Source organism: Natronorubrum texcoconense, from assembly GCF_900100335.1.
GTDB classification, from domain to species: domain Archaea; phylum Halobacteriota; class Halobacteria; order Halobacteriales; family Natrialbaceae; genus Natronorubrum; species Natronorubrum texcoconense.
In genome coordinates this window covers 246,113-266,051 of sequence record NZ_FNFE01000002.1, presented here as the reverse complement: position 1 = coordinate 266,051, position 19,939 = coordinate 246,113, and the positions used below count along the sequence as shown (strand labels likewise).

The 19,939-nt window shown below is 64.0% G+C and carries 18 protein-coding genes; 8 read left to right on the top strand and 10 right to left on the bottom strand.

Annotated elements, in window-relative coordinates; all coding sequences use genetic code 11:
• Nucleotides 1-130: 130 nt before the first annotated feature.
• The 3 genes from BLT08_RS07540 to tuf form a co-directional block, all read right to left on the bottom strand.
• Complete coding sequence (locus tag BLT08_RS07540) at nt 131-763, bottom strand: AIR carboxylase family protein (RefSeq protein WP_090304554.1); 633 nt, start codon at nt 761-763, stop codon at nt 131-133.
• A 91-nt stretch (nt 764-854) separates the two neighbouring features.
• The gene (locus tag BLT08_RS07535; RefSeq protein ID WP_090304552.1) at nt 855-2,021 is read right to left on the bottom strand and encodes a 5-(carboxyamino)imidazole ribonucleotide synthase; all 1,167 of its coding nucleotides are present in this window, start codon (nt 2,019-2,021) and stop codon (nt 855-857) included.
• 162 nt (nt 2,022-2,183) lie between these two features.
• The gene (gene tuf, locus BLT08_RS07530; RefSeq protein WP_090304550.1) at nt 2,184-3,455 is read right to left on the bottom strand and encodes a translation elongation factor EF-1 subunit alpha; all 1,272 of its coding nucleotides are present in this window, start codon (nt 3,453-3,455) and stop codon (nt 2,184-2,186) included.
• A gap of 177 nt (nt 3,456-3,632) precedes the next feature.
• Between tuf and ribH the strand changes: the two genes are divergently transcribed.
• The 3 genes from ribH to BLT08_RS07515 all read left to right on the top strand — a co-directional run bounded on the left by ribH (nt 3,633) and on the right by BLT08_RS07515 (nt 5,937).
• Nucleotides 3,633-4,058, top strand: a complete 426-nt coding sequence (ribH, locus tag BLT08_RS07525) for a 6,7-dimethyl-8-ribityllumazine synthase (RefSeq protein ID WP_090304547.1) — start codon at nt 3,633-3,635, stop codon at nt 4,056-4,058.
• Nucleotides 4,059-4,076: 18 nt separating this feature from the next.
• Nucleotides 4,077-5,225 (top strand): pyridoxal phosphate-dependent aminotransferase, encoded by a 1,149-nt coding sequence (locus tag BLT08_RS07520; protein WP_090304545.1) that lies wholly within the window; start codon nt 4,077-4,079, stop codon nt 5,223-5,225.
• A 187-nt stretch (nt 5,226-5,412) separates the two neighbouring features.
• The gene (locus BLT08_RS07515; RefSeq protein ID WP_245724176.1) at nt 5,413-5,937 is read left to right on the top strand and encodes a polymer-forming cytoskeletal protein; all 525 of its coding nucleotides are present in this window, start codon (nt 5,413-5,415) and stop codon (nt 5,935-5,937) included.
• 152 nt (nt 5,938-6,089) lie between these two features.
• Here the strand turns inward: BLT08_RS07515 and BLT08_RS07510 are convergent, their stop codons facing one another.
• The 4 genes from BLT08_RS07510 to BLT08_RS07495 form a co-directional block, all read right to left on the bottom strand.
• On the bottom strand, nt 6,090-6,695 hold the full coding sequence (locus BLT08_RS07510) for a DUF420 domain-containing protein (RefSeq protein WP_090304540.1): 606 nt from the start codon (nt 6,693-6,695) through the stop codon (nt 6,090-6,092).
• A gap of 101 nt (nt 6,696-6,796) precedes the next feature.
• Entirely contained in the window at nt 6,797-7,588 is a 792-nt protein-coding gene (locus BLT08_RS07505) for a J domain-containing protein (protein WP_090304537.1), read from the bottom strand.
• Between the two features lie 121 nt (nt 7,589-7,709).
• Nucleotides 7,710-8,006, bottom strand: coding sequence for a DdfA family disk-determining factor (locus tag BLT08_RS07500; protein WP_090304535.1), 297 nt, complete (start codon nt 8,004-8,006; stop codon nt 7,710-7,712).
• A gap of 193 nt (nt 8,007-8,199) precedes the next feature.
• Nucleotides 8,200-10,983 carry a leucine--tRNA ligase gene (locus BLT08_RS07495; protein WP_090304532.1) on the bottom strand — a complete coding sequence of 928 codons (2,784 nt, stop codon included), beginning with the start codon at nt 10,981-10,983 and terminating at the stop codon, nt 8,200-8,202.
• Between the two features lie 216 nt (nt 10,984-11,199).
• On the opposite strand from BLT08_RS07495, the gene BLT08_RS07490 reads away from it, so the two are divergent.
• The 3 genes from BLT08_RS07490 to BLT08_RS07480 all read left to right on the top strand — a co-directional run bounded on the left by BLT08_RS07490 (nt 11,200) and on the right by BLT08_RS07480 (nt 14,477).
• Nucleotides 11,200-11,901, top strand: coding sequence for a hypothetical protein (locus BLT08_RS07490; protein ID WP_090304530.1), 702 nt, complete (start codon nt 11,200-11,202; stop codon nt 11,899-11,901).
• Between the two features lie 228 nt (nt 11,902-12,129).
• Nucleotides 12,130-13,221, top strand: coding sequence for an FkbM family methyltransferase (locus tag BLT08_RS07485; protein WP_090304528.1), 1,092 nt, complete (start codon nt 12,130-12,132; stop codon nt 13,219-13,221).
• 74 nt (nt 13,222-13,295) lie between these two features.
• The gene (locus BLT08_RS07480; RefSeq protein ID WP_090304525.1) at nt 13,296-14,477 is read left to right on the top strand and encodes a sensor histidine kinase; all 1,182 of its coding nucleotides are present in this window, start codon (nt 13,296-13,298) and stop codon (nt 14,475-14,477) included.
• Nucleotides 14,478-14,502: 25 nt separating this feature from the next.
• Here BLT08_RS07480 and BLT08_RS07475 read toward each other — a convergent pair whose 3' ends face one another.
• Nucleotides 14,503-15,489: a glycosyltransferase family 2 protein gene (locus BLT08_RS07475; protein WP_090304523.1), complete on the bottom strand. Its 987-nt coding sequence runs from the start codon at nt 15,487-15,489 to the stop codon at nt 14,503-14,505.
• A gap of 344 nt (nt 15,490-15,833) precedes the next feature.
• Between BLT08_RS07475 and BLT08_RS07470 the strand changes: the two genes are divergently transcribed.
• Both BLT08_RS07470 and BLT08_RS07465 read left to right on the top strand, forming a co-directional pair.
• Nucleotides 15,834-16,817 (top strand): glycosyltransferase family 2 protein, encoded by a 984-nt coding sequence (locus BLT08_RS07470; protein WP_090304521.1) that lies wholly within the window; start codon nt 15,834-15,836, stop codon nt 16,815-16,817.
• Nucleotides 16,818-17,458: 641 nt separating this feature from the next.
• The gene (locus BLT08_RS07465) at nt 17,459-18,364 is read left to right on the top strand and encodes a carboxypeptidase regulatory-like domain-containing protein (RefSeq protein ID WP_090304519.1); all 906 of its coding nucleotides are present in this window, start codon (nt 17,459-17,461) and stop codon (nt 18,362-18,364) included.
• Between the two features lie 290 nt (nt 18,365-18,654).
• On the opposite strand, the gene BLT08_RS07460 is transcribed toward BLT08_RS07465, so the two are convergent.
• The gene (locus BLT08_RS07460; protein ID WP_090306067.1) at nt 18,655-18,969 is read right to left on the bottom strand and encodes a HalOD1 output domain-containing protein; all 315 of its coding nucleotides are present in this window, start codon (nt 18,967-18,969) and stop codon (nt 18,655-18,657) included.
• Between the two features lie 62 nt (nt 18,970-19,031).
• Entirely contained in the window at nt 19,032-19,823 is a 792-nt protein-coding gene (locus BLT08_RS07455) for a TrmB family transcriptional regulator (RefSeq protein ID WP_090304517.1), read from the bottom strand.
• Nucleotides 19,824-19,939 lie beyond the last annotated feature (116 nt).

Here is a 19,939-nt window from a genome sequence, read left to right as displayed (position 1 = left end):
CAAGAGGGAGACGCAGTAGAACGACAGAGGACCGCGTGCAGCGGTGAGGGTAACCAAACGGATGTTCAATTTTCGAGAGAGTACACTTTGCTATCCGATCGATTGTTCGAACTCGAGATCGAACCGAAATTTACCGGTTCGAAAAGTCGACCGTTCCCTCGTCGTGGAGCGCTCGAGAGACCGACCCGACCCCCTCGCGGAGCCCCTCGTGGTAGGCGACGAGTCGGTCGCGAACCTCGTCGGACTGGCGCGCGAGAATCTGGGCCGCCGAGAGCGCCGCGTTGAACGATTTCCCGGCGTCGACCGCCACGAGCGGCGCCCCGGTGGGCATTCCGATGACGCTGTCGACGGACTTCTCTTGGACGGGGACGCCGATCACGGGCAGCGGATAGGCGATCGAGGCCGTCATGTTCGGCAGGTCCGCGGACTTCCCGCCCGCGCCGGCGATGATCACCTCGAGCCCGCGATCCTCGGCCGTCTCGGCGTAAGCCGTCATTAAGTCCGGCGTTCGGTGGGCGGAGGTGACGTACGTCTCGAAGGTAAAGCGCTCTGCGGGCGGGTCCTCGAAATCGGTCTGCTCGGCGAAGCCGAGTTCGTCGACGAACGCGTCGTAGGCCCCGCGACGCTTCCCGCCGGTCATCATGACCTCGAGATCCGAGTCGCTCCCCATGACGATGCCAACGTCTGGCGTCTCCTCGGTCGGACGGTCCTGTTCGGCCTCGCGGTGTAACCGGTCGATTAGCTCGGCGACGCTGTCGCTCATGATTGTCAGTGGTCGGCCGGAGGACTTCAAACCGCCGAGACCGTTACGGCGTGCCGGTGCTCACGCCGATCGGAACGTTACCGCGTGGCACTCACTCGGAACGGAACGTTACCGCGTCCTCGAGTTCCCGTGCAGTCTCGAGCAGTTCCTCTACGTCCGCATCCTCGTCCCGCCCCGAGACCGTGACGTGTCCCATCTTGCGCCCCGGTCGGGCCTGGCGCTTGCCGTACCAGTGGAGGTTCGCACCGGGGGTCTCGAGCACGCGGTCGACGTGTCGCAACTGCGCGTCACGGTTCTCCTCGACGTCGGCCAGCAGGTTCGCCAGCGCGGTCGGCGAGCGGAGTTCGGTCGACCCCAGCGGCCAGCCGAGAACGGCCCGCGCGTGCTGTTCGAACTGCGAACTGTGTGCGCCCTCGATGGTCCAGTGGCCGGAGTTGTGCGGGCGCGGGGCGATCTCGTTGAGTAGAACTTCGCCGTCTGGCGTTTCGAAGAGCTCGATTCCATACACTCCGCGCCCGTCCATGACCTCGAGCACGTCTCGCGCGACTTCGTAGGCTCGTTCCGTTGCCGCCTCGCTCGAGCGCGCGGGGACGATGGTCTCCCGAAGGATCTCGTCGACGTGGATGTTCTCCCCGAGCGGGAAGGTTGCGACCTCGTCGTCCCCCTTCACCGCGATGACGGACACCTCGCGCTCGAACTCGACGAAGGCTTCGACCATCGCGGGGCCGGCGACCGACTCGAGGGCCTCCTCGGCCTCGTCTTTCGATTCGACGGGGACGTTTCCGCGGCCGTCGTAGCCGCCCGTGCGAGCCTTGAGCATCACCGGCGCGCCATAGTCGTCGATGGCGTCGCGAACGTCGTCAGCGTCGTCGACCGCGCGGAACGGCGGGACGGGAATGCCGGCGTCTTCGAGTTCCCGTTTCTGGACGAGTTTGTCGTGGATCGTCCGCAGCGTCGACGGCTTCGGGTGGACGGGCGTTCCCGAGTCCTCGCTGACGCGCTCTAAGACGTCCTGGTCGGCGAGTTCGATCTCGAACGTGAGCACGTCCGCGCGGGCGGCGAGTTCGCGGATCCCGGCCTCGTCGCCGAAGTCGGCGACGATCTGGTCGCGGACGACGGGCGCGGCCGGGCAGTCGGGCGTCGGATCGAGCACGACGACCTCGACGCCCAGCGGCGATGCCGCCTCGGCGAGCATCCGACCGAGCTGTCCCCCGCCGACGACACCGATCGTCGGGCCTGGCGTTCGGAGCGTTGTCATTGCGCGCTCGTTGACAGCGATTGCGCTTAAGAATTGGTAATCCGCGACCGGTCTCGACGATCGACGCCTCGTCGAGTACGGTCTCCGCTCGGCTTCGCGCGCGCCTCGATCGTCGCCGTCACGGCCGCTGTGGGGCGACTCCGCTATCCGGTCTCGCGAGCGTTACTCCCGTTCGTGGACCTCGAGAACCTTGCCGGCCGCGATGGTTTGGCCCATATCGCGGATGGCGAAGCTCCCGAGTTCGGGGATCTTGCTCGATGGCTCGATGCTGAGCGGTTTTTGTGGGCGGATGGTGACCACCGCAGCGTCACCCGACTGGATGAAGTCGGGGTTCTCCTCGGCGACCTCGCCGCTCGCGGGATCCATCTTCTTGTCGATGGACTCGATCGTACACGCGACCTGGGCCGTGTGGGCGTGGAACACCGGCGTGTAGCCGGCCGTAATGACCGAGGGGTGTTGCATGACGACGATCTGGGCCTGGAACGTTTCGGCGACGCTCGGCGGATCGTCGGCCGGGCCGCAGACGTCGCCGCGGCGGATGTCGTCCTTGCCGATGCCGCGGACGTTGAAGCCGACGTTGTCACCCGGTCGCGCTTCCGGGACTTCCTCGTGGTGCATCTCGATCGTCTTTACTTCGCCGCCCACGTCGCTGGGCTGGAAGGAGACGCTGTCGCCGACGTTCATGATGCCCGTCTCGATTCGTCCGACCGGGACCGTACCGATCCCCGAGATCGTGTAGACGTCCTGAATCGGGAGTCGGAGCGGCGCGTCCGTCGGCGGCTGGGGCTCGGGGAGGTCGTTGAGTGCTTCGAGTATCGTACGGCCGTCGTACCACGGCGTGTTGTCGGAGGCGTCGGCGATGTTGTCGCCCTCGAACGCCGAGATCGGGATGAACGAGGCGTCGTCGGTCTGGAACCGGACTTGCTCGAGCAACTGCTCGACTTCGCCGACGACCTCGTCGTACGTCGACTCCTCGTAGTCGACGACGTCCATCTTGTTGACCGCGACGATGAGTTCGTCGATCCCGAGGGTTCGGGCCAGGAAGACGTGTTCCTGGGTCTGCGGTGCGACGCCGTCGTCGGCCGCGACGACGAGGACGGCGTGATCGGCCTGACTCGCACCGGTGATCATGTTCTTGACGAAGTCGCGGTGACCGGGCGTGTCGACGATGGTGAAGTCGTACTCGTCGGTCGAGAACTCCTGGTGAGCGATGTCGATGGTGACGCCGCGCTCTCGCTCCTCGGCGAGGTTGTCCATGACGTAGGCGAACTCGAATCCGCCCTTGCCCTTCTCTTCGGCCTCCTCGCGGTGCTGCTCGATGACGTGTTCGGGGATGCTCCCCGTCTCGTACAGGAGCCGTCCGACGAGCGTACTCTTCCCGTGGTCGACGTGGCCGATGATGGCCAGGTTCTGGTGTTGGCTGTCTGCGCTCATCTGTGATCGGCTAGTAACTACTTCGCGTTCGCTCGTAAACCCTCGTCCAGCACTTCCTGACCGTTCGAAAACTGAGAGCGTGCTCGCGTCGATACCCCGCGTTCGATTCACCCACGACGGTCCGATTCGTCCGCCGAGAACGGTACCTCTTTTACGCAGCCTCTCCACCGCTGGCATATGACCACGCTCGGACTGGTGGTCGCGGAGTTCAACCGTCCGATCACCGAGCAGATGGAGCAGGAGGCACTCGAGGCGGCCCAATCCGCGGGCGCCGAGGTGTACGAGACAGTCACCGTTCCGGGCGTGTACGACGCGCCCCTCGCGGCGGATCGACTCGCCCGCCTCGAGACCGTCGACGCCGTCGCCGTCATCGGGACGGTGATCACCGGCGACACCGATCACGATCAGGTGATCACGGACGCGGCCGCCCAGCGGCTCGCCGACGTGAGCCTCGAGCGTGACACCCCGGTCACACTCGGCGTGACGGGCCCCGGCATGTCCGCCGCCGAATCCCGCGAACGCGTCGAGAACGCGGCGAAAGCCGTCGACGGCGCGCTCGACCTCGTGGACGAACTTCCCGACCCCGACGCAGATTCAGCGTAACAGCACCAATTCAGCACAATGTCTATGGAATTCACCGACCGCTTGACCCGAGTCGAACCGTCCGCAACGCTGGCCATCTCCGCGCTCGCAACCGAACTCGAGAACGACGGCGCCGACGTCGTCGACCTCTCCGTCGGCGAACCCGACTTCCCGACGCCCCAGAACATCGTCGACGCCGGCCAGGACGCGATGGACGCCGGCCACACCGGCTACACCACCTCCGCAGGGATCATCGACCTCCGCGAGGCCATCTCGGAAAAGCTCGCCGCCGACGGACTCGACCACGGCCCCGAGGAGATCATCGTCACCCCCGGCGCGAAGCAGGCGCTGTACGAGATCGTGCAGGCCCTAATTCAGGACGGCGACGAAGTCGCCCTGCTCGACCCCGCATGGGTCTCCTACGAGGCGATGGTCAAGATGGCGGGCGGGGATCTGACCCGCGTCGACCTCTCCGACGCCGACTTCCAGCTCGAGCCCGCACTCGACGACCTCGCGGACGCCGTCTCCGACGACACTGAACTGTTGATCGTCAACTCACCGTCGAACCCGACCGGTGCGGTCTACTCCGACGAAGCCCTCGAGGGCGTCCGCGACCTCGCCGTCGAACACGACATCACCGTCATCTCCGACGAGATCTACAAGGAGATCACCTACGGCGTCGAGCCGACGAGCCTCGGCACGCTCGAGGGGATGGCCGACCGGACGATCACCGTCAACGGCTTTTCGAAAGCGTACTCGATGACCGGCTGGCGACTGGGCTACTTTGCCGGCCCCGAGGAGCTAATCGACCAGGCCGGAAAACTCCACAGCCACTCGGTTTCTTCAGCTGTGAACTTCGTCCAGCACGCCGGCATCGAGGCGCTCGAGAACACCGACGAGGCCGTCTCGGAGATGACCGAAGCGTTCGAGGAACGTCGGGATCTGGTCGTCGACCTGCTCGATGAACACGACGTCGACGTCGCCGTCCCCGACGGCGCGTTCTACATGATGCTTCCTGTCGATGACGACGATCAGGCCTGGTGTGAGGGGGCGATCGAGGACGCCCACGTCGCCACCGTCCCCGGCAGCGCGTTCGGGACGCCCGGCTACGCGCGGATCTCCTACGCCGCGAGCGAGGAGCGACTCGAGGAAGGGATCGAGCGACTGGCCGACGAAGGCTACCTGTAAGCACCCGTCCTGTCCAACGGGACGGCCACACCACGTCGTGTTGCCGTCCGTGATAGTGTGGAACTGCTGGTGTGCCTTTTACTTGTTTCCCGGTAGCCAGCAACCAGTGATGACACGAGAGACGACTCGACGACGTATTCTACAGGTAACGGGTGGAACACTCGCCGTTGGAGCGACGGCTAGCGCGGTGAGTGCACAGGAAGACGACGAAGACGACGCCATCGACGACGATTACAGTCCGCTCGACGCCGACGGCGAAATCGACGAGTCCTGGCCGATCGAGGACCGCGACGCCGTGACCGTCGAGGAGGAGATCGGAGACGTGGAGACGGGCGACGACGTCGTCGTCCCCGAGGAGTTCCTCCTCGATGGAAGCGTTATCGCCGGCGGTTCGGTCGTGCTCGAGGACGACGCAGAAGTCGATGGCGCCGTCGACGCCGGTGAACACGTCCGCTTCGAGGACGACACGGAAGCCGAGGACGTGGCTGCGGGCGGACACGTCGTTCTCGGTCCCGACGCGGAAGTCGACGGGGACGTCGAAGCCGGCGGCGACGTCTTGGTTCAGGAGGACGCTGAAGTCGGCGGGAACGTCGACGCCGACGGGGACGTCGTGCTCGAGGACGATGCTGAGGTCGACGGCGACGTCACCGGCCAGTCCGTCGACGTCGCCGATTCCGCGGAGGTCGACGGCGACGTGAACGAAACGGGGTGACATCCTCGAAGCCGACGGCTACGCGGAGTTCGAACGTGTGAATTCGTGCCTTCGGCGGTACTGCATCGACGCCCCGATTTGGCGGCGAATCAGGCCACCGTCTCCGCATCACTCGGCTAGAAACGGTGGTTTCTCACGGCTATCGACCCGGGTCAGAACAGCGGCGCGATCACGATCCCGAACTCGTAGCTGTAGATGTGGTTGAGCAGCAGGTAGGTGACGACGCCGAGGACGAGGCTCAGGACCCACGAGGCGGCGGCGATGCGTCCGACCTTGGCGTGGGAAGTTTGCCGAAGCTCCGCGGGCGTGTGCGTCAGCCCGAGGATCAGCGCGTAGAGCACGACCGGGACGGCGACGATCGAGAGCAGGATGTGGATCGCGAGCATGATCAGGTAGGCGTAGTAGACCGGGTCGGGACCGACGAACAGCTTCTCGCCGTCGCCGCCGCCGACACGGGTCAGGTAGGTGACGAGGAAGACCAAGATTAACACGAACGCACCGATCATCGCTTTCCGGTGTTTCTCGACTTCGTCGACGCGGATCCAGTACCAGCCGGCGACGAGCAACACCGTCGTGGCCGCGTTGATGACGGCAATCGCGTGCGTGAGGAAGTCGACCTGAGAGAGCGTGAGGTCCGGATAGATCGGCAAGTCGAGCACGAAGGTCCCGATGACGAGGGCGTAGCCGACGATCGACAGGACGATTGTAACACCCATCGGCTGCTCTCGGAGCCGTCGTTTCGCGTCGGCGGTTGCCATTATCGGGGGTTAGGATAGGGGCCGTATTTGTCTTGCTGTTCCGGCTCTCCGACGGTCGCGGAGGCCGGCGAACCCGTCTCGGCCGTCAGACGGCGGCATCGCTACGTCCGAAACGGGAGCCTATCGAGTCGTTCGCGGACGAGCGGCCGGAGTTCGAAGAGATATCGTTCGGTGTCTCCGACGGTCTCGTCACCGTCCCCGAGTGCGTCATCGCCAGTTTCGCCCGCATGCTGGGTGTACAGCACCTTTTCGACGGTGACGTCGGCTGGCATCTCTTGGGCGATGACGACCGCATCGAGCGCCCGACCGGGCTGGATCTCGACGTCGGTTCCACACCACCGCTCGGGCAACTGCTCGGCGTGTGGCGTGACGATACTCGAGCCCTCGTACAGAAAGCCGTCGTCGCCGATGAAACTCGTGTTCGCCTTGCCTCGCCAGCAACGGGGCTGGGAGCTCGTGTTGTGAACGCGGAAGAAGGCGACCGTTCGATCGGTCGCAGCGGGGACGTGCTCGTCGACGAGGTCGGCGAGGGAGAGGTCGTGGACCAACGCCGAGAGGGTGAGCGTGAGATACTGGCCGCCGACCGTCAGCGTCTCGTGACTGTCGACGGGCGACTCGTCGGCCGAACACGCGTCGGGGTCGTACGTCGGCGTGGTTTGACGGGGACTGCTCGCGGCATCGTGCAGGTGTGGAATCGCGCCGCCGTCGGTTTCGGGATCGTCGGGTGGCTGTTCCCCGACGATCGCTTCGTAGGCGGTCTTGATCCGGAGAAAGCGTTTTCGAGAGCCACCCTGGTCCGGATGATGTTCTTTCAACAAGGTCCGGTAGGCTCGCCGAACCGCCCGCTCGTCGGCGGTCGGTGGTAGCCCGAGGGCCTCGTAGTGGCTCTCCATCGTTCCGTACTACGCCCCTTCGACGAAAAGAGTCTTTCCGTCCGACGAGCGTCACGTCGATCCTGGGTAGCGAGCACCGTGGCTCGAGGCCCGTAATACGTGACTAGCGCGTCAACTATCGCTACTCCGACGAGTCGGCGCGCTCCTCGAGGACGACCGAGCCGTCTCGCTCGATGGTTACGTCGTAGTCACAGAACGAAAACGTCACCTCACCGCCGGGCCGGGGTGCGCCGTCGGAGCGGCGCGCAAAGAGCGCATCGAGTGCTTCCGGATCGACGACCGTGTGCAGCGATTCGTACGTCGGCGGGTGCAACTGCTCGGGTGGAATTCCTTCGGCCGCAGCGATAGCCCTAATAACGTTCTGACTTGGCACTTGGTCACACGACGTATCGACACTGTCGCCATCCCCCTCCGTCATACTGGTACCCTACCGAATCCGATGGAATAAAACTGTCCTTCTTGATCTCGATTCTGACAAAAATACGGCTAGTCACCTTCGATATCGAAGGAATAGTGACGAAACTATCCCCTGGCGATTTTGATCGAGTGAGTGAATCGCTACCGTCGGAAGTCACCAGTTGATATTGACGATCTGACAGTGTAATCGATCGTTACCGAATCCGGATCGCGGGTTTTCCCGGTCGTGCCCGCGCTGCCAGTTCGTCGTCGTCGCTCGCACTGCGGACGACGACATCGGCGTCGAACTCGTCGGTGACGAGCCAGCTACTGCGCTCTAAGATCGCCAGTTCGTCGGCTGCTGCGAGCACGGACTCGAAATCCGCGCGGTCGTCCCGGCCGGCTAGATCGGTGACGAACGTCGCGACGGGTTCGCGGCCGACCGCGAGTTCGGCCACGGCGTCGGTCTCGAGGACTCGATCGACGAGCGAACCGGGATCGCCGTCCGCGAGCTCTTCGTCGGCGTAGTCGGCTGCGATTCGGAGCACGTCGTACTTCCACGCCGGAGCGACGACGAGTTCGATCCGTTCCGGATCGTCGATCGCGGCGGTGTCGACGATATCCCGAACGTCCGCGAGGGTGGTCTCGACGAGTTGGCGCTCGCGTCGGTAGTCCTCGAGTTCGGTCTCGGGTTCGGGCCAGTCGGCTTCGACGACCAGGCCGTCGCCCCGGAGTTTGTTCCAGCACTCCTCGCCGAGGTGGGGCGCCATCGGCGCGATCAGCGCGGCCAGCGCCAACAGCCCGCGGCGGTAGACCTCGCCGTGTGGCCTGTCGTACTCGCGGTAGCGCCGAAGCACTCGCGCCAGTTCCTGAATCTCCGTGGCCGCCCGGTGGAACCGGAACCGGTCGTACTCCTCGGTGGCCGCGGCGATCGTTCGGTCGATCTCGCGGGCGATGTACTCGTCGTGATCCAACCGCTCGACTCGCGTATCGCCTTCCGCGACGAACGCGGTAGCCATCCCGTACAGCGTCTGCTGAAGATCGTAGGCGCCGCGGACGTTGTTCGCGGTCCACTCGAAGTCCTGTTCGGGATGGGCCGCCGAGAGGACGAACAGCCGCGTCGTCTCCGCGCCGTACTCCTGTGGGGCGACGACGTTTCCCTTCGAACTGGACATCTTCTCGCCGTCGTACAGCACCGTCCCCTGACTCTTGAGCTCCGTAATCGGTTCGCGCCGATCGAGCAGATCCAGGTCGGCCAGCGCCTTCGTGAAGAATCGCGTGTAGAGCAGGTGGAGGATGGCGTGTTCCTCGCCGCCCACGTAGACGTCGACCGGCAGCCACTCGTCGGCCAGCTCGGTGTCGAACGGCGCGTCCTCGAGCTGTGGCGAGAGGAATCGCAGGAAGTACCACGAGGAGTCGACGAAGGTGTCCATCGTGTCCGTCTCGCGCCGGGCCGGGCCGCCGCAGTCGGGACACTCGGTTTCGCGGAAGGAGTCGTGGGCCTCGAGCGGGTTCCCCGTCGTCCGGACGAACTCGGGCAGTTCGACCGGAAGCTCCTCGTCGGGCACGAGGACGTGTCCGCAGTCCTCACAGTGGACGACCGGGATCGGCGTCCCCCAGTAGCGCTGCCGGGAGATCAGCCAGTCGCGCAGGCGGTAGGTGACGTCTTCCGTCAGCGCGTCGTGCTCGGCGACGACCCGCTCGCGGACGACGTCGCTCTCGAGCCCGTCGTACTCGCCGCTGTGCTCGAGAATGCCGTCGTCGGTGTAGGGGCCGTCCTCGAGGCTGGTTCGTTCGTCCGGGGTACTGGGAATGACGACCCGTTCGATCGGGAGGTCGTGTTCCGCGGCGAACGTGTGATCGCGCTCGTTGTGCGCGGGGACGCCCATGACGGCCCCGGTGCCGACGTCCTCTAAAACGTAGCCGGCGACGTAAACCGGCAGTTCTTCGTCGGTGAGCGGATGGGTCGCCGTCGCGTCCGTCTCGACGCCCGTGAACCCGACCTCGCTCGGATCCTGCTCGCGAACCGCGTCGACGTACGCCGCGACGTCGTCGTCCGTTTCGGCGAGTTCCCGCGCGAGATCGTGGCCCGGCGAGACGGCGAGATACGTGGCGCCGTAGACCGTCTCCGGACGAGTGCTGAAGACGTCAACCGCCCCCTCGCTATAGTCCGCCACTTCGAACGAGATACGAGTCCCTTCCTGCCGACCGATCCAGTTGCGCTGAATCTCGCGGACGCCGTCGGGCCAGCCCTCGAGGGCCTCGAGATCGTCGTGGAGCTCCTCCGCGTAGTCGGTGATCGTGAAGAACCACTGATCGAGTTCGCGCCGGCCGACGGGGGTCTCACAGCGCCAGCAGACCCGTTCGTGCTCGTGATCCGCAGCGCCGCTGCTCTCTCGACCTGAGGTCTCACTCCGTTCGTGCCCGCTGCTCGCGGCGTCGCCGCTCGCTCTTTCCGAGGTCTCGCTTCGCTCGACCTCGCGTTCCTCCACCTGCGCCGCCGCAAGCACCGTCTCACAGTCGGGACACCAGTTGACCGACGCGGCCTCGTACTCGACGAGACCCGCCTCGTAGAGGCGCTTGAACAGCCACTGGTTCCACCGGTAGTACGCGGGCTCGCAGGTGGTGATCTCTCGAGACCAGTCGTAGCCAAAGCCCATGGTCTCGAGTTCCTCGCGCATCCGACGAATACAGGCCTCCGTCCACGAGCGGGGATCGGTCTTGCGCTCGAACGCCGCGTTTTCCGCGGGGAGTCCGAACGCGTCCCAGCCCATCGGGTGGAGGACGTCGTCGCCCTGCATGCGGCGATACCGAGCGTAGGCGTCGGTGATCGCGTAGTTTCGAACGTGCCCCATGTGGAGCGTCCCGGAGGTGTACGGAAACATCCCGAGCACGTAGGTCGGGTCTTCGGCGTCCTCGGCCAACGTGTAAACGTCGTCGCGCTCCCAGACGTACTGCCAGAACTCCTGGACCTGCGCGTGATCGTAGTGTTTCGTCATTGTAGCGGGCGTTCCTGGCGAATAGTGGGTGAGCCGGCTATATCATTGTTCGGCCATCGCGACGGATCGTCCGCCCGCGCGGCAGTGCGGGCCGCTCGACGGCGTCGGCTGTCCGCTCCCGCGGGACCGAATCCACTCGATACCATTCTCACGGGTCGATGACGATCGATGTGGGCTGGGCTTAACAAAGCTTGTCGGGCCCAAACGGTCGGTCGAATGGCTCGTTCAGACGACGGTCCGGCGCCGGACGACGATCCGATACCGGCAGCGTCGACGTTGCTCGTAACTGTCCTCATCGTCTTGGTCACGTTCGCAGCGCTGGCAATGGTCTTCAACCCCGGTATGGGGCCGGGGATGCTCGGCCCGGGTGAAGAGTCGTCGGAGAACTCGTCGGCGAACGACTCGGCTACCGAGACGCCGTCGACCGACCTCGATCCCGACAACGACTCCGACGATAACGCATCGGACGACAACGAGTCGACCGAGTCGGATCTCGCATCAGACGAGGGGTCGGATGTGGACGAACCGAACGAGACCGAGTCGCCAGACGATTCGGACGATGGTGACGGTCCACCGGGGCCGGACGGTGACGGGCCGCCCGGACAGGACGACGACGGCCCGCCTGGACAGGACGGCGATGACGGCCCGCCCGGACAGGATGATGATGGGACCGACGAACCCGATACTCCGTTCGACGACGTCGAGGGTGAGGACGACGCTGGTGACGACGATACCGATAGTGGGAACGGTGGCGACGACGCTGGTGACGACGATACCGATAGTGGGGACGGTGGGCCGTTCGACGACGGCGGCCCGTTCGACGATGACGGTCCCGGGAGTCCGTTTGACGACGGTGGGCCGTTCGATGGTGACGGACCAGACAGTCCGTTCGACGATGGCGGACCGTTCGACGACTGATAAGCGATCGGGCCCGACAGCCTATCGCCGCCGTTCGCGTGTCTGTACTCCGCTCCGAGTTGTGTGCCGAGCCGTCGCCGTGCCAACTCTCGAGTCCCGATCGAGAGCCACTCTCACGAACCGAAAGACGCCTCGAGACTTATCCGCGCTCGTGAATTACCGCGAACCATCGATGGCTGACTCAGGAACGGGTACTCGACCGATGCGGAAACCTGCCCCACCGGACCGATGACCGCGACGCGAACGCCCGCGAAACGCGTCCGGTCGGTGCTCGACGACGCACCCCAGATCGCGCAGTTTCTGGGGCTAGAGACTCGAAAGCTGGCCCGCCTCCTGCGCGCCGGGCGACCCGGTGCGGCCGTCGGCTCGATTGCAGAACTGGCGACCGGCCGCAATCCCTACTACGCCTTCCGACTCGAGGACCGACGCTATCAGCCCGTTTCCGTCGGCGACCACGAACTGGTGGTCGACACCACCGACGCCGGCATCTCGCGGACGTTGCTCGCCTACGGCGTCCACGAGTACCGCTCGTCGACGGCCTTCGAGCGCGAACTCGAGCGCCTCGCCGCGGCCATCGACGGTCCCGTTCGCGTGCTCGAGGTCGGCGCGAACATCGGCTACTTCTGTACCATCGAAGCCGGAATTCTCGGCGATCGAGCGCGGATCCACGCGGTCGAACCGATTCCGTCGAACGTCGCCCTCCTCGAGCACAACCTCGAGCGCAACGGCTACGCCGACCTCGCTGACGTCGAGCGACTCGCGTTCGGCGACGAGGAGCGGCCGGTCGAGATGCAGTTGAGTACGCACTCGAACCAACACCAGGTTCGCGCGGGCTCCACAGCGACGGATAGCGTTTCGGCGGCGGGCGGCGTTTCGTCGGCTGCGGACAGCACCTCGTCGACAGCGACGCTCGAGGACGGCGAGAGCGAGACGGTCGCGGTCGAACAGACCACCGGAAATCGGTACCTCGCGGATCGAGACGTCGATCCCGCCTCCATCAACGTCGTCCGGTTCGACGTCGAAGGCTACGAGTCCGCGGTGCTCGAGGGGCTGACGGACGTCCTCGAAGCGCCGGGGCCGACGGTCGTCTACGTCGAACTCCACCCGCTCGATCTCTCGTCATCGGCGAAGGCGGGGGTTATCGACCGCTTCGCGACGAACGGGTTCGAAATCGTCTCGGCGGTTCGAACGGACGCCGCCGCCGGTGTGCCGGACGCGCGGCGCTGGCACGGCCTCGAGTGTGACGTCGAGAGCTTCGACGACCTTCGACGGGCGATGGCCGAGAGCGATCACTCGATCGAACTGATCGCGCGGAAGTAAGTCTCGGAAACCGTCGGTACGGTCTCGAGCGTCCAATCTCAACCTTTATTATCGTTCTGATCTGCAATATTCCAATGGCCCGTTCGAAGGACGTCGTGTCGGCGGTCGACGGGCGACACGTCGTCATCGGTATCGGCGGTCTGTACGTCGCACTCGGTACCGCGCGTGTGCTCACGCAGCTACCGTTGGACCGATCGATCGCGTCGGTCGCGATCGTCTTCGCCTTTATCGCCGGCTCGGGAGCCGTCCTCGTCGTCGGCGGCTATCGACTGCCGAACGACGAGATCCATCCGCAGTTCTACTCGACGATCGCCTGGTGGTGTTTGGGCGGAATCGGCGCCATCCTCGGGATGCTCGCGCTCTATCACGTCCAGCCGGATACGGGGCTGACCGAACCGGAACGATCGATCCCGATACTCACGGCGTTCGCCTCCGCCGCCGGGTTCGGAGTCGGGACGTACGACGCGCGAGCGAGGACGGCCACGCACACACTCCAACAGCAAAATCGGACGCTCGAGCGCGTGCAAACCCAACTCGAGGAGTCCAACGAACGCCTCGAACAGTTCGCGTACGTCGCTAGCCACGACTTAAAAGAGCCGCTGCGGATGGTCTCGAGCTACCTCCAGCTCGTCGACAGCCGGTACGCAGATGAACTCGACGAGGAGGGCGAGGAGTTCCTCGAGTACGCCGTCGACGGTGCGGAACGCATGCGCGAGATGATCGACGACCTCCTCGAGTACTCCCGCATCGAGACGCGGGGCGAGCCGTTCGAACCGGTCGACCTCGGTGGCGTAATGGACGACGTTCGCAAGAATCTCGAACTTCGACTCGAAGAGACCGACGCCGACCTCGAAGTCGAAGACCTCCCTCGCGTCGAGGGAGATGCGAGCCAGTTACAGCAACTGTTCCAGAATCTCCTCTCCAACGCCGTCGCGTACAGCGGCGAGGAGCCGCCACGAGTCACCGTTACCGCCGAACGCGACGGCGACGAGTGGATCGTGTCGGTCAGTGACGAGGGAATCGGCATCGACTCCGCCGATCAGAAGCGTATCTTCCGGATCTTTCAGCGACTGCACAGCCACGAGGAGTACGAGGGAACGGGCATCGGACTCGCGCTCTGTCAGCGAATCGTCGAGCGCCACGGCGGCGACATCTGGGTCGACTCAGAGCCCGACGAAGGAGCGACGTTCTCGGTCGCGCTCCCGGCCGCGGGCGAGCACCGCCGCGAGGCGACCGATATGCACCCATCGACGTGAGCGGCGTCCGACCGTCAGTCCGAACTCACCGCGACGTGCTCGCGCGTCTCCGGAGCGTCTCCTCGAGCCGACCCAGCCCGTTGCAGACCCCCCGTGCGTAGGACAACAGGTAGAACCCCATTTTCTCGCGTCGAGAGAGGTCGCTCCAGCCGTCGACGCTGCGGACTCGCTCGGGTCGGGGCGGGAGGTACGGAACGGGATTGAGCGCGACCGGAACCGTACTGTCGTATCGATCGGGGTGGAACACGCGAAGCTGGTAGACGCCGCGGCCGACGCGTCGCGACTTTCGCAGAATCGCCTCGGCCGTCGACCGCGTCGGGTGGTATATCGTTGCCTCCGGCGCGAACTGGAGCGCTCGGCCGGAGTCGCGAACCCGGTGACCGAACTCCCGATCACCACCGGAGATCAGTCGCGAGTCGAACGGGCCGACGTCGTCGATCACGGACCGGTGGACGAACAGGCAACACGTCGGTGCGAATCCGAGGTCTTCGATGAAGTGATCGATGGGAAACCCGGTCCGCAAGTTGTACCGTTCCGCGAGCGAGCCACTGTTCTCAGAGGGTACCATCTCGACGTTACAACCCATATACTCGGCGTCGGTCCGCTCGAACGCGTCGACGGCGTCGACGAGCCATTCGTCCTCGGCGATCATGTCCGCGTCGACGAACGCGAGGATCTCACCGTCCGCGTGCTCGATACCCCTGTTTCGCGCCGCGTAAGAGCTCTGGATCTCGTCTTCGACGAGAACGGTTATCCGGTCGTGATCGTCCGCGAACTCCCTTGCGACGGCCGGCGTTTCGTCCGTCGAACCGTTGTCGACGACGAGTATCTCGTGAGCGTCGGTCGGATACGTCTGTTCAGCCAGCGAAGCGAGCGTCTCTCGGAGCCCCGTCGGATCGTTGTAGACGGGGACGACGACCGAGACCTGCGGCCGCTCGCCCGCATCCACGTCCTGCTCCCCGCTCTCCGCGCCAGTTCCTCGCGGCTCGTCGTGTGTGCTGTGTTCGTTCATCGCTATTCGAAATACCGTCCGTTTCGGTCGCTGTTCAGTCACTCGAGAGGGACCGTAAAAAGTAGCGACAACATTCCTCTCGAGACAGTCACCGAACTCGGATCGTAGCCGGTTCGAAACGGGGCCACAGTCACTGTACGACCGCCCGAATCGGTTGTGACCAAATCAATACCAATTATGCCGACTTTCAACCTAAGTCGGAAGATACTCGCAGCGAGAGATCATCAACGCCTGAGAATTCAGTCCATGGATAAGTGTCTCTGGCCGATCGTTCACAATATGTGTCCAGTTGCGCGTAGGTACACCACTCTCCACTACAGCCGGTCAGCGGGTGAGTCACGATCGTGACGCTCGTCAGCGTGATCATCCCCACCTACGACCGGCCATCGTTCGTCGAGGGCGCGGTCGAGACGGCGCTCGAGCAGACGCACGACGAGATCGAAGTCGTGATCGTCTGTGATCCGCCCGTCGAGGAGACGCGGGCCGTCCTCGAGCGGTACGAGGACGACGAGCGCGTTCGGCCGTTCTACAACGACGAGCGACTCGGCATCGCGGCGAGCAGAAATCTGGCGATAGCGCGGGCCCGCGGCGAGTACGTCTGTATTCTGGACGACGACGATCGCTGGGACCCCGAGAAGGTCGAAAAACAGCTCGCCGTCATGGAGGCGAACACGGACTGCGGCGTCGTCTACACCGGCGGTCTCGTCCGACAGAACGGCCGAACGGCCGGCACCTACACGCCGTCGATCCGCGGCGAAATCTATCCAGAGATCCTCGCCCACTTCGATCTCAAGCCCTACTCGAGTCACATGATCCGCGCCGAGTGCTTCGAGACGGTCGGTGACTACGATACGAATTTCGATTGCGGGGAAGACTGGGATCACGCGATTCGAATCGCCCGCGAGTACGAGTACGAGTACGTGGACGAGCCGCTGGTCGTTCGGCACTTCCACGACTCGAACGTATCGGCGGCGGCCGCGATCGAGCGGACGGATCGCCTGCAACTCGAACTCGACGGGACCGCGGATATCTTCGGGCAGATCTGGTCGAAGTACCGCGATGAGATCGAACGTCACCCCGAGATCGAACGGCAACTGCAGTACGACCGACACCTCTCGTGGGGGTGGACGGAGATCGAGCGCAACAACCGACGGCGGGCGCTTCGGTACGGGTGGGAGGCCACGAAAAACCGACCGTCACTTGCTAGCCTGGCGATCTGTTGTTTCGCCGTTCTCGGCTCGTCGGCACTCGACCTGGTTCGAACCGCTCGTGACACTATTTTACATACCCAGTTCGACCGGGTGAACGACAACCGACTCGCCGAATAACCCGCGCTCCGCTCCGATCCGCGCGACGAAGCGGGTCCGTCGTAGCCGTTATCCACCTGATAATCGCCTTCGAGCGGCCTCGGATTCGAACTCGATCGGGCCGGTCTGACGGACCGTACTCCGCTCGAGGGCTGTACGAGGCGGAGCGCCACTCGTGTATTCGGATCGACGATCGACGGATACGCTCGACGCCAACGCATCGACACGTTCGGTGTGACCTTACGTCGGTCCGGCTCTCGACTGCTACAGACGGTGGGGCTCGCCGGCGTGTCCGTTCTCGAGTAGCGTCGTAACGGCAGTATCGCCGTGATCGTTCCGCTCGCTCCGGTATCGTTTCGGACTGTTTCATCGGACGAAACGGTCTTATCTGCGGTATAGTGAACCGCCGAAAGACGAAACGAACGGGTAGTGAACGTCATCTCTCTCGTACGCGGTGGGTATTCCGCTCGCCAGCGTACACAGACCGACCGTCCGGTTCGATTTCCGGCGAACCGACCCGCAGCTACGCAACCGAATCAGTTCGCAGACACGGCGCTCAGCCGGAGTGCGAGCCGACGACGACCGGCTGCGAAGCAGTCGGAGACGTCACGAACGGACGACGCACCGAGTACGTAACTCAGACTGTCATTCAACTCTCACCAATGTGCCCCAACGTCAACCAGCAACCGACACGGACGCGGTCCACCCAGCGCGGCGTACAGGTACTGCTCACCGTCAGCGGAATCGTCTTCCTGGTGGCCGGGCTCGCACTCGCCGCCAGCGGCGCTTCCCTCGGGAGCGCGCTCGGTGCGGTCAACGACGACTGGGGAGACACCGATGGATCGGCCGACGACGTCGGCTCGGACGACGACGGGGGGTCCGACGACGAAAACGGCGGCGAAGACGAGAACGGCGAAGACAGTGATGAGGGCTCCGACACGGACGACGGGGATTCAGATAGCGGTGACGGGGACGATACGGGTGACGACCAGGACGACGGTGATGATCAGAATGGCGATGACGACCAGAACGGTGACGACGACCAGGACGACGACGAGACCCACACCCTGACCACGATCGTCGAGGATGACGACGGTGACGAGATCGACGACGCCACCGTCGAGGTCGACGGCGGTATCGGCTCGAGTGAAGAGCAAGCGGTCGACGACGGCGAGGCCGAGTTCGAACTCGAGGACGGCGACTATACGGTCACCGCGAGCGCGGACGGCTACGAGGACGACGAAGTGGACGTCGAGATCGACGGCGACGACGAGACGATCACGCTGGTACTCGAGGCGGACGACGATGACGACGAGACCCACACCCTGACCGCGATCGTCGAGGACGAGGACGGCGACGAGATCGACGACGCCACCGTCGAGGTCGAGGAGTCCGGGTTCTTCGGCTCGAGCGAGGAGCAAGACACTGACGATGGCGAAGCCGAGTTCGAGGTCGAGGACGGCGACTACACGGTCATCGCGAGCGCGGACGACTACGAGGCAGACGAAGTGGACGTCGAGATCGACGGCGACGACGAGACGGTCACGTTGGTGCTCGAGGACGACTGATCGGCGCGTCGATTCACGAGCGTTCTCGAGCGGTCCGTTTTCGAACGGCGATTCCGACCGAACGGTGAGCGATCCTTCTGCGTCCGTCTCGATCCCGAGGAGCCGATGCCAGATCTGAATACAGGGCGCGAATGCAGCATGAGTTCAGAATCGATCGACAGTAGCAGTGATCGGTCAGTACAAGTGGAGCAAGTAACGGAGCAGCGGTCGATTCGGAGAGTACAGCATACCACTTTTGCCGCCACTGACAAGCCCGACGAAACGTGCTGTCCATCGCTATCGAGATGCGTTTACCGGTTGTGAGAGTGGATACTCAACTCGTCGCCGTCGAACCAAATTCGATAGCGGTCAACAGTGAAGGAAACAGTGACTTGTTCGGATTGTTGGTCTCGGACGAGCGCATCGAGTGCGTCCGAGTTAACGTAATCGTGTAAGGTGGTTTCGCGTTCGGTTGCAAGCTCGGTTGGATCGACGCCCATGGCGGTTGCGAGAGCGGTGACTGCGGCGGTGCTCGGTGGTGTCGCCGACCAATCGTACGTTTTCTGCAACTCAACGGCATACGAATCAACCTGACTGCCATCCACCGCTGAATCCCCCTCATCCATACACCCCATGCTATAGCATACCACATAAAGACCTGTGACTTTTCGAGTGACCGTCCGTCTGATCACTCTGCTCGCTCTCCGTCGAGTCGCCACGTGAAGATCGCTCGGAGGACGACAACGAGACTATTTCGGTCGCCTGCACCCCAGATTGCCGTCTCTTCGAACTCAGTAGCGCCGCTGGAACCGTTCACGAGCGCGCTGACGAGCGCCGTTTCTTCGTCAGTGATCACCAGGTTCCCGGCGGGCGTATCTCGCCACTCCCACAGGGTTTCGAACAGCTCGGCCGACGGCACCATCTCCTGAATCTGGTCTTGAACGTCGTCCGAAATCCCCGCGAGATAGATTTCTACCCCGCGTTCTTCGGCGTCCTGAAGCCGGTCGAGGTGGTCGTCGGTGAGTAATTCATCGACGGTCATGTAGACGATTTGCTCGTCTGCGTCGGCGATGAACTCGTCGATGCGAGACGATACCGCCTCCCGACCGGTCACCGTCCAGACGCCGAACTGCTCGCGTTGTGGTTGGGCTGGCCCGATCACCTCCAGACGCTCCGCAAGTTCGGTAATCGTGTTTTCACGCTGGGTGTTGAGCATGCGGATGATCGTTTCCTCGGATATCACCGTGAATTTCCGCGGCGTCGTGTACTGGATGTCGATGAAGCCCAGTTCGTGGAGCCGATCAGTCGCTTCGTACACGCGGGTACGTGGCACACCGTTGACGCGGGCAATGTCCTGTGTGGTTCCTGTGCCGAGCCGAAGGAGGTTGATCAGTGTCTGGGATTCGTACTGAGACAAGCCGAGATTTTGCAATCGGTCGAGCGCCTCGGCTTCGGCCTGCTCTTCGTCAAATGGTGCCATATGTTGTGATATGGCATGGGGCCGAATAAAGTTCCTTGAGATCGGGACTCGAGGTCGCGTCAGCCGGACGGAACGCCATCGCGGGTAGAGAGACGGCTCTCGAGAATCAGCGTGCG

Coding starts and splice junctions, on each gene's coding strand:
- BLT08_RS07540 (WP_090304554.1), bottom strand. CDS start 763: ATGAGCGACAGCGTCGCCGAGCTAATCGACCGGTTACACCGCGAGGCC.
- BLT08_RS07535 (WP_090304552.1), bottom strand. CDS start 2,021: ATGACAACGCTCCGAACGCCAGGCCCGACGATCGGTGTCGTCGGCGGG.
- tuf (WP_090304550.1), bottom strand. CDS start 3,455: ATGAGCGCAGACAGCCAACACCAGAACCTGGCCATCATCGGCCACGTC.
- ribH (WP_090304547.1), top strand. CDS start 3,633: ATGACCACGCTCGGACTGGTGGTCGCGGAGTTCAACCGTCCGATCACC.
- BLT08_RS07520 (WP_090304545.1), top strand. CDS start 4,077: ATGTCTATGGAATTCACCGACCGCTTGACCCGAGTCGAACCGTCCGCA.
- BLT08_RS07510 (WP_090304540.1), bottom strand. CDS start 6,695: ATGGCAACCGCCGACGCGAAACGACGGCTCCGAGAGCAGCCGATGGGT.
- BLT08_RS07505 (WP_090304537.1), bottom strand. CDS start 7,588: ATGGAGAGCCACTACGAGGCCCTCGGGCTACCACCGACCGCCGACGAG.
- BLT08_RS07500 (WP_090304535.1), bottom strand. CDS start 8,006: ATGACGGAGGGGGATGGCGACAGTGTCGATACGTCGTGTGACCAAGTG.
- BLT08_RS07495 (WP_090304532.1), bottom strand. CDS start 10,983: ATGACGAAACACTACGATCACGCGCAGGTCCAGGAGTTCTGGCAGTAC.
- BLT08_RS07490 (WP_090304530.1), top strand. CDS start 11,200: ATGGCTCGTTCAGACGACGGTCCGGCGCCGGACGACGATCCGATACCG.
- BLT08_RS07485 (WP_090304528.1), top strand. CDS start 12,130: ATGACCGCGACGCGAACGCCCGCGAAACGCGTCCGGTCGGTGCTCGAC.
- BLT08_RS07480 (WP_090304525.1), top strand. CDS start 13,296: ATGGCCCGTTCGAAGGACGTCGTGTCGGCGGTCGACGGGCGACACGTC.
- BLT08_RS07475 (WP_090304523.1), bottom strand. CDS start 15,489: ATGAACGAACACAGCACACACGACGAGCCGCGAGGAACTGGCGCGGAG.
- BLT08_RS07465 (WP_090304519.1), top strand. CDS start 17,459: ATGTGCCCCAACGTCAACCAGCAACCGACACGGACGCGGTCCACCCAG.
- BLT08_RS07460 (WP_090306067.1), bottom strand. CDS start 18,969: ATGGATGAGGGGGATTCAGCGGTGGATGGCAGTCAGGTTGATTCGTAT.
- BLT08_RS07455 (WP_090304517.1), bottom strand. CDS start 19,823: ATGGCACCATTTGACGAAGAGCAGGCCGAAGCCGAGGCGCTCGACCGA.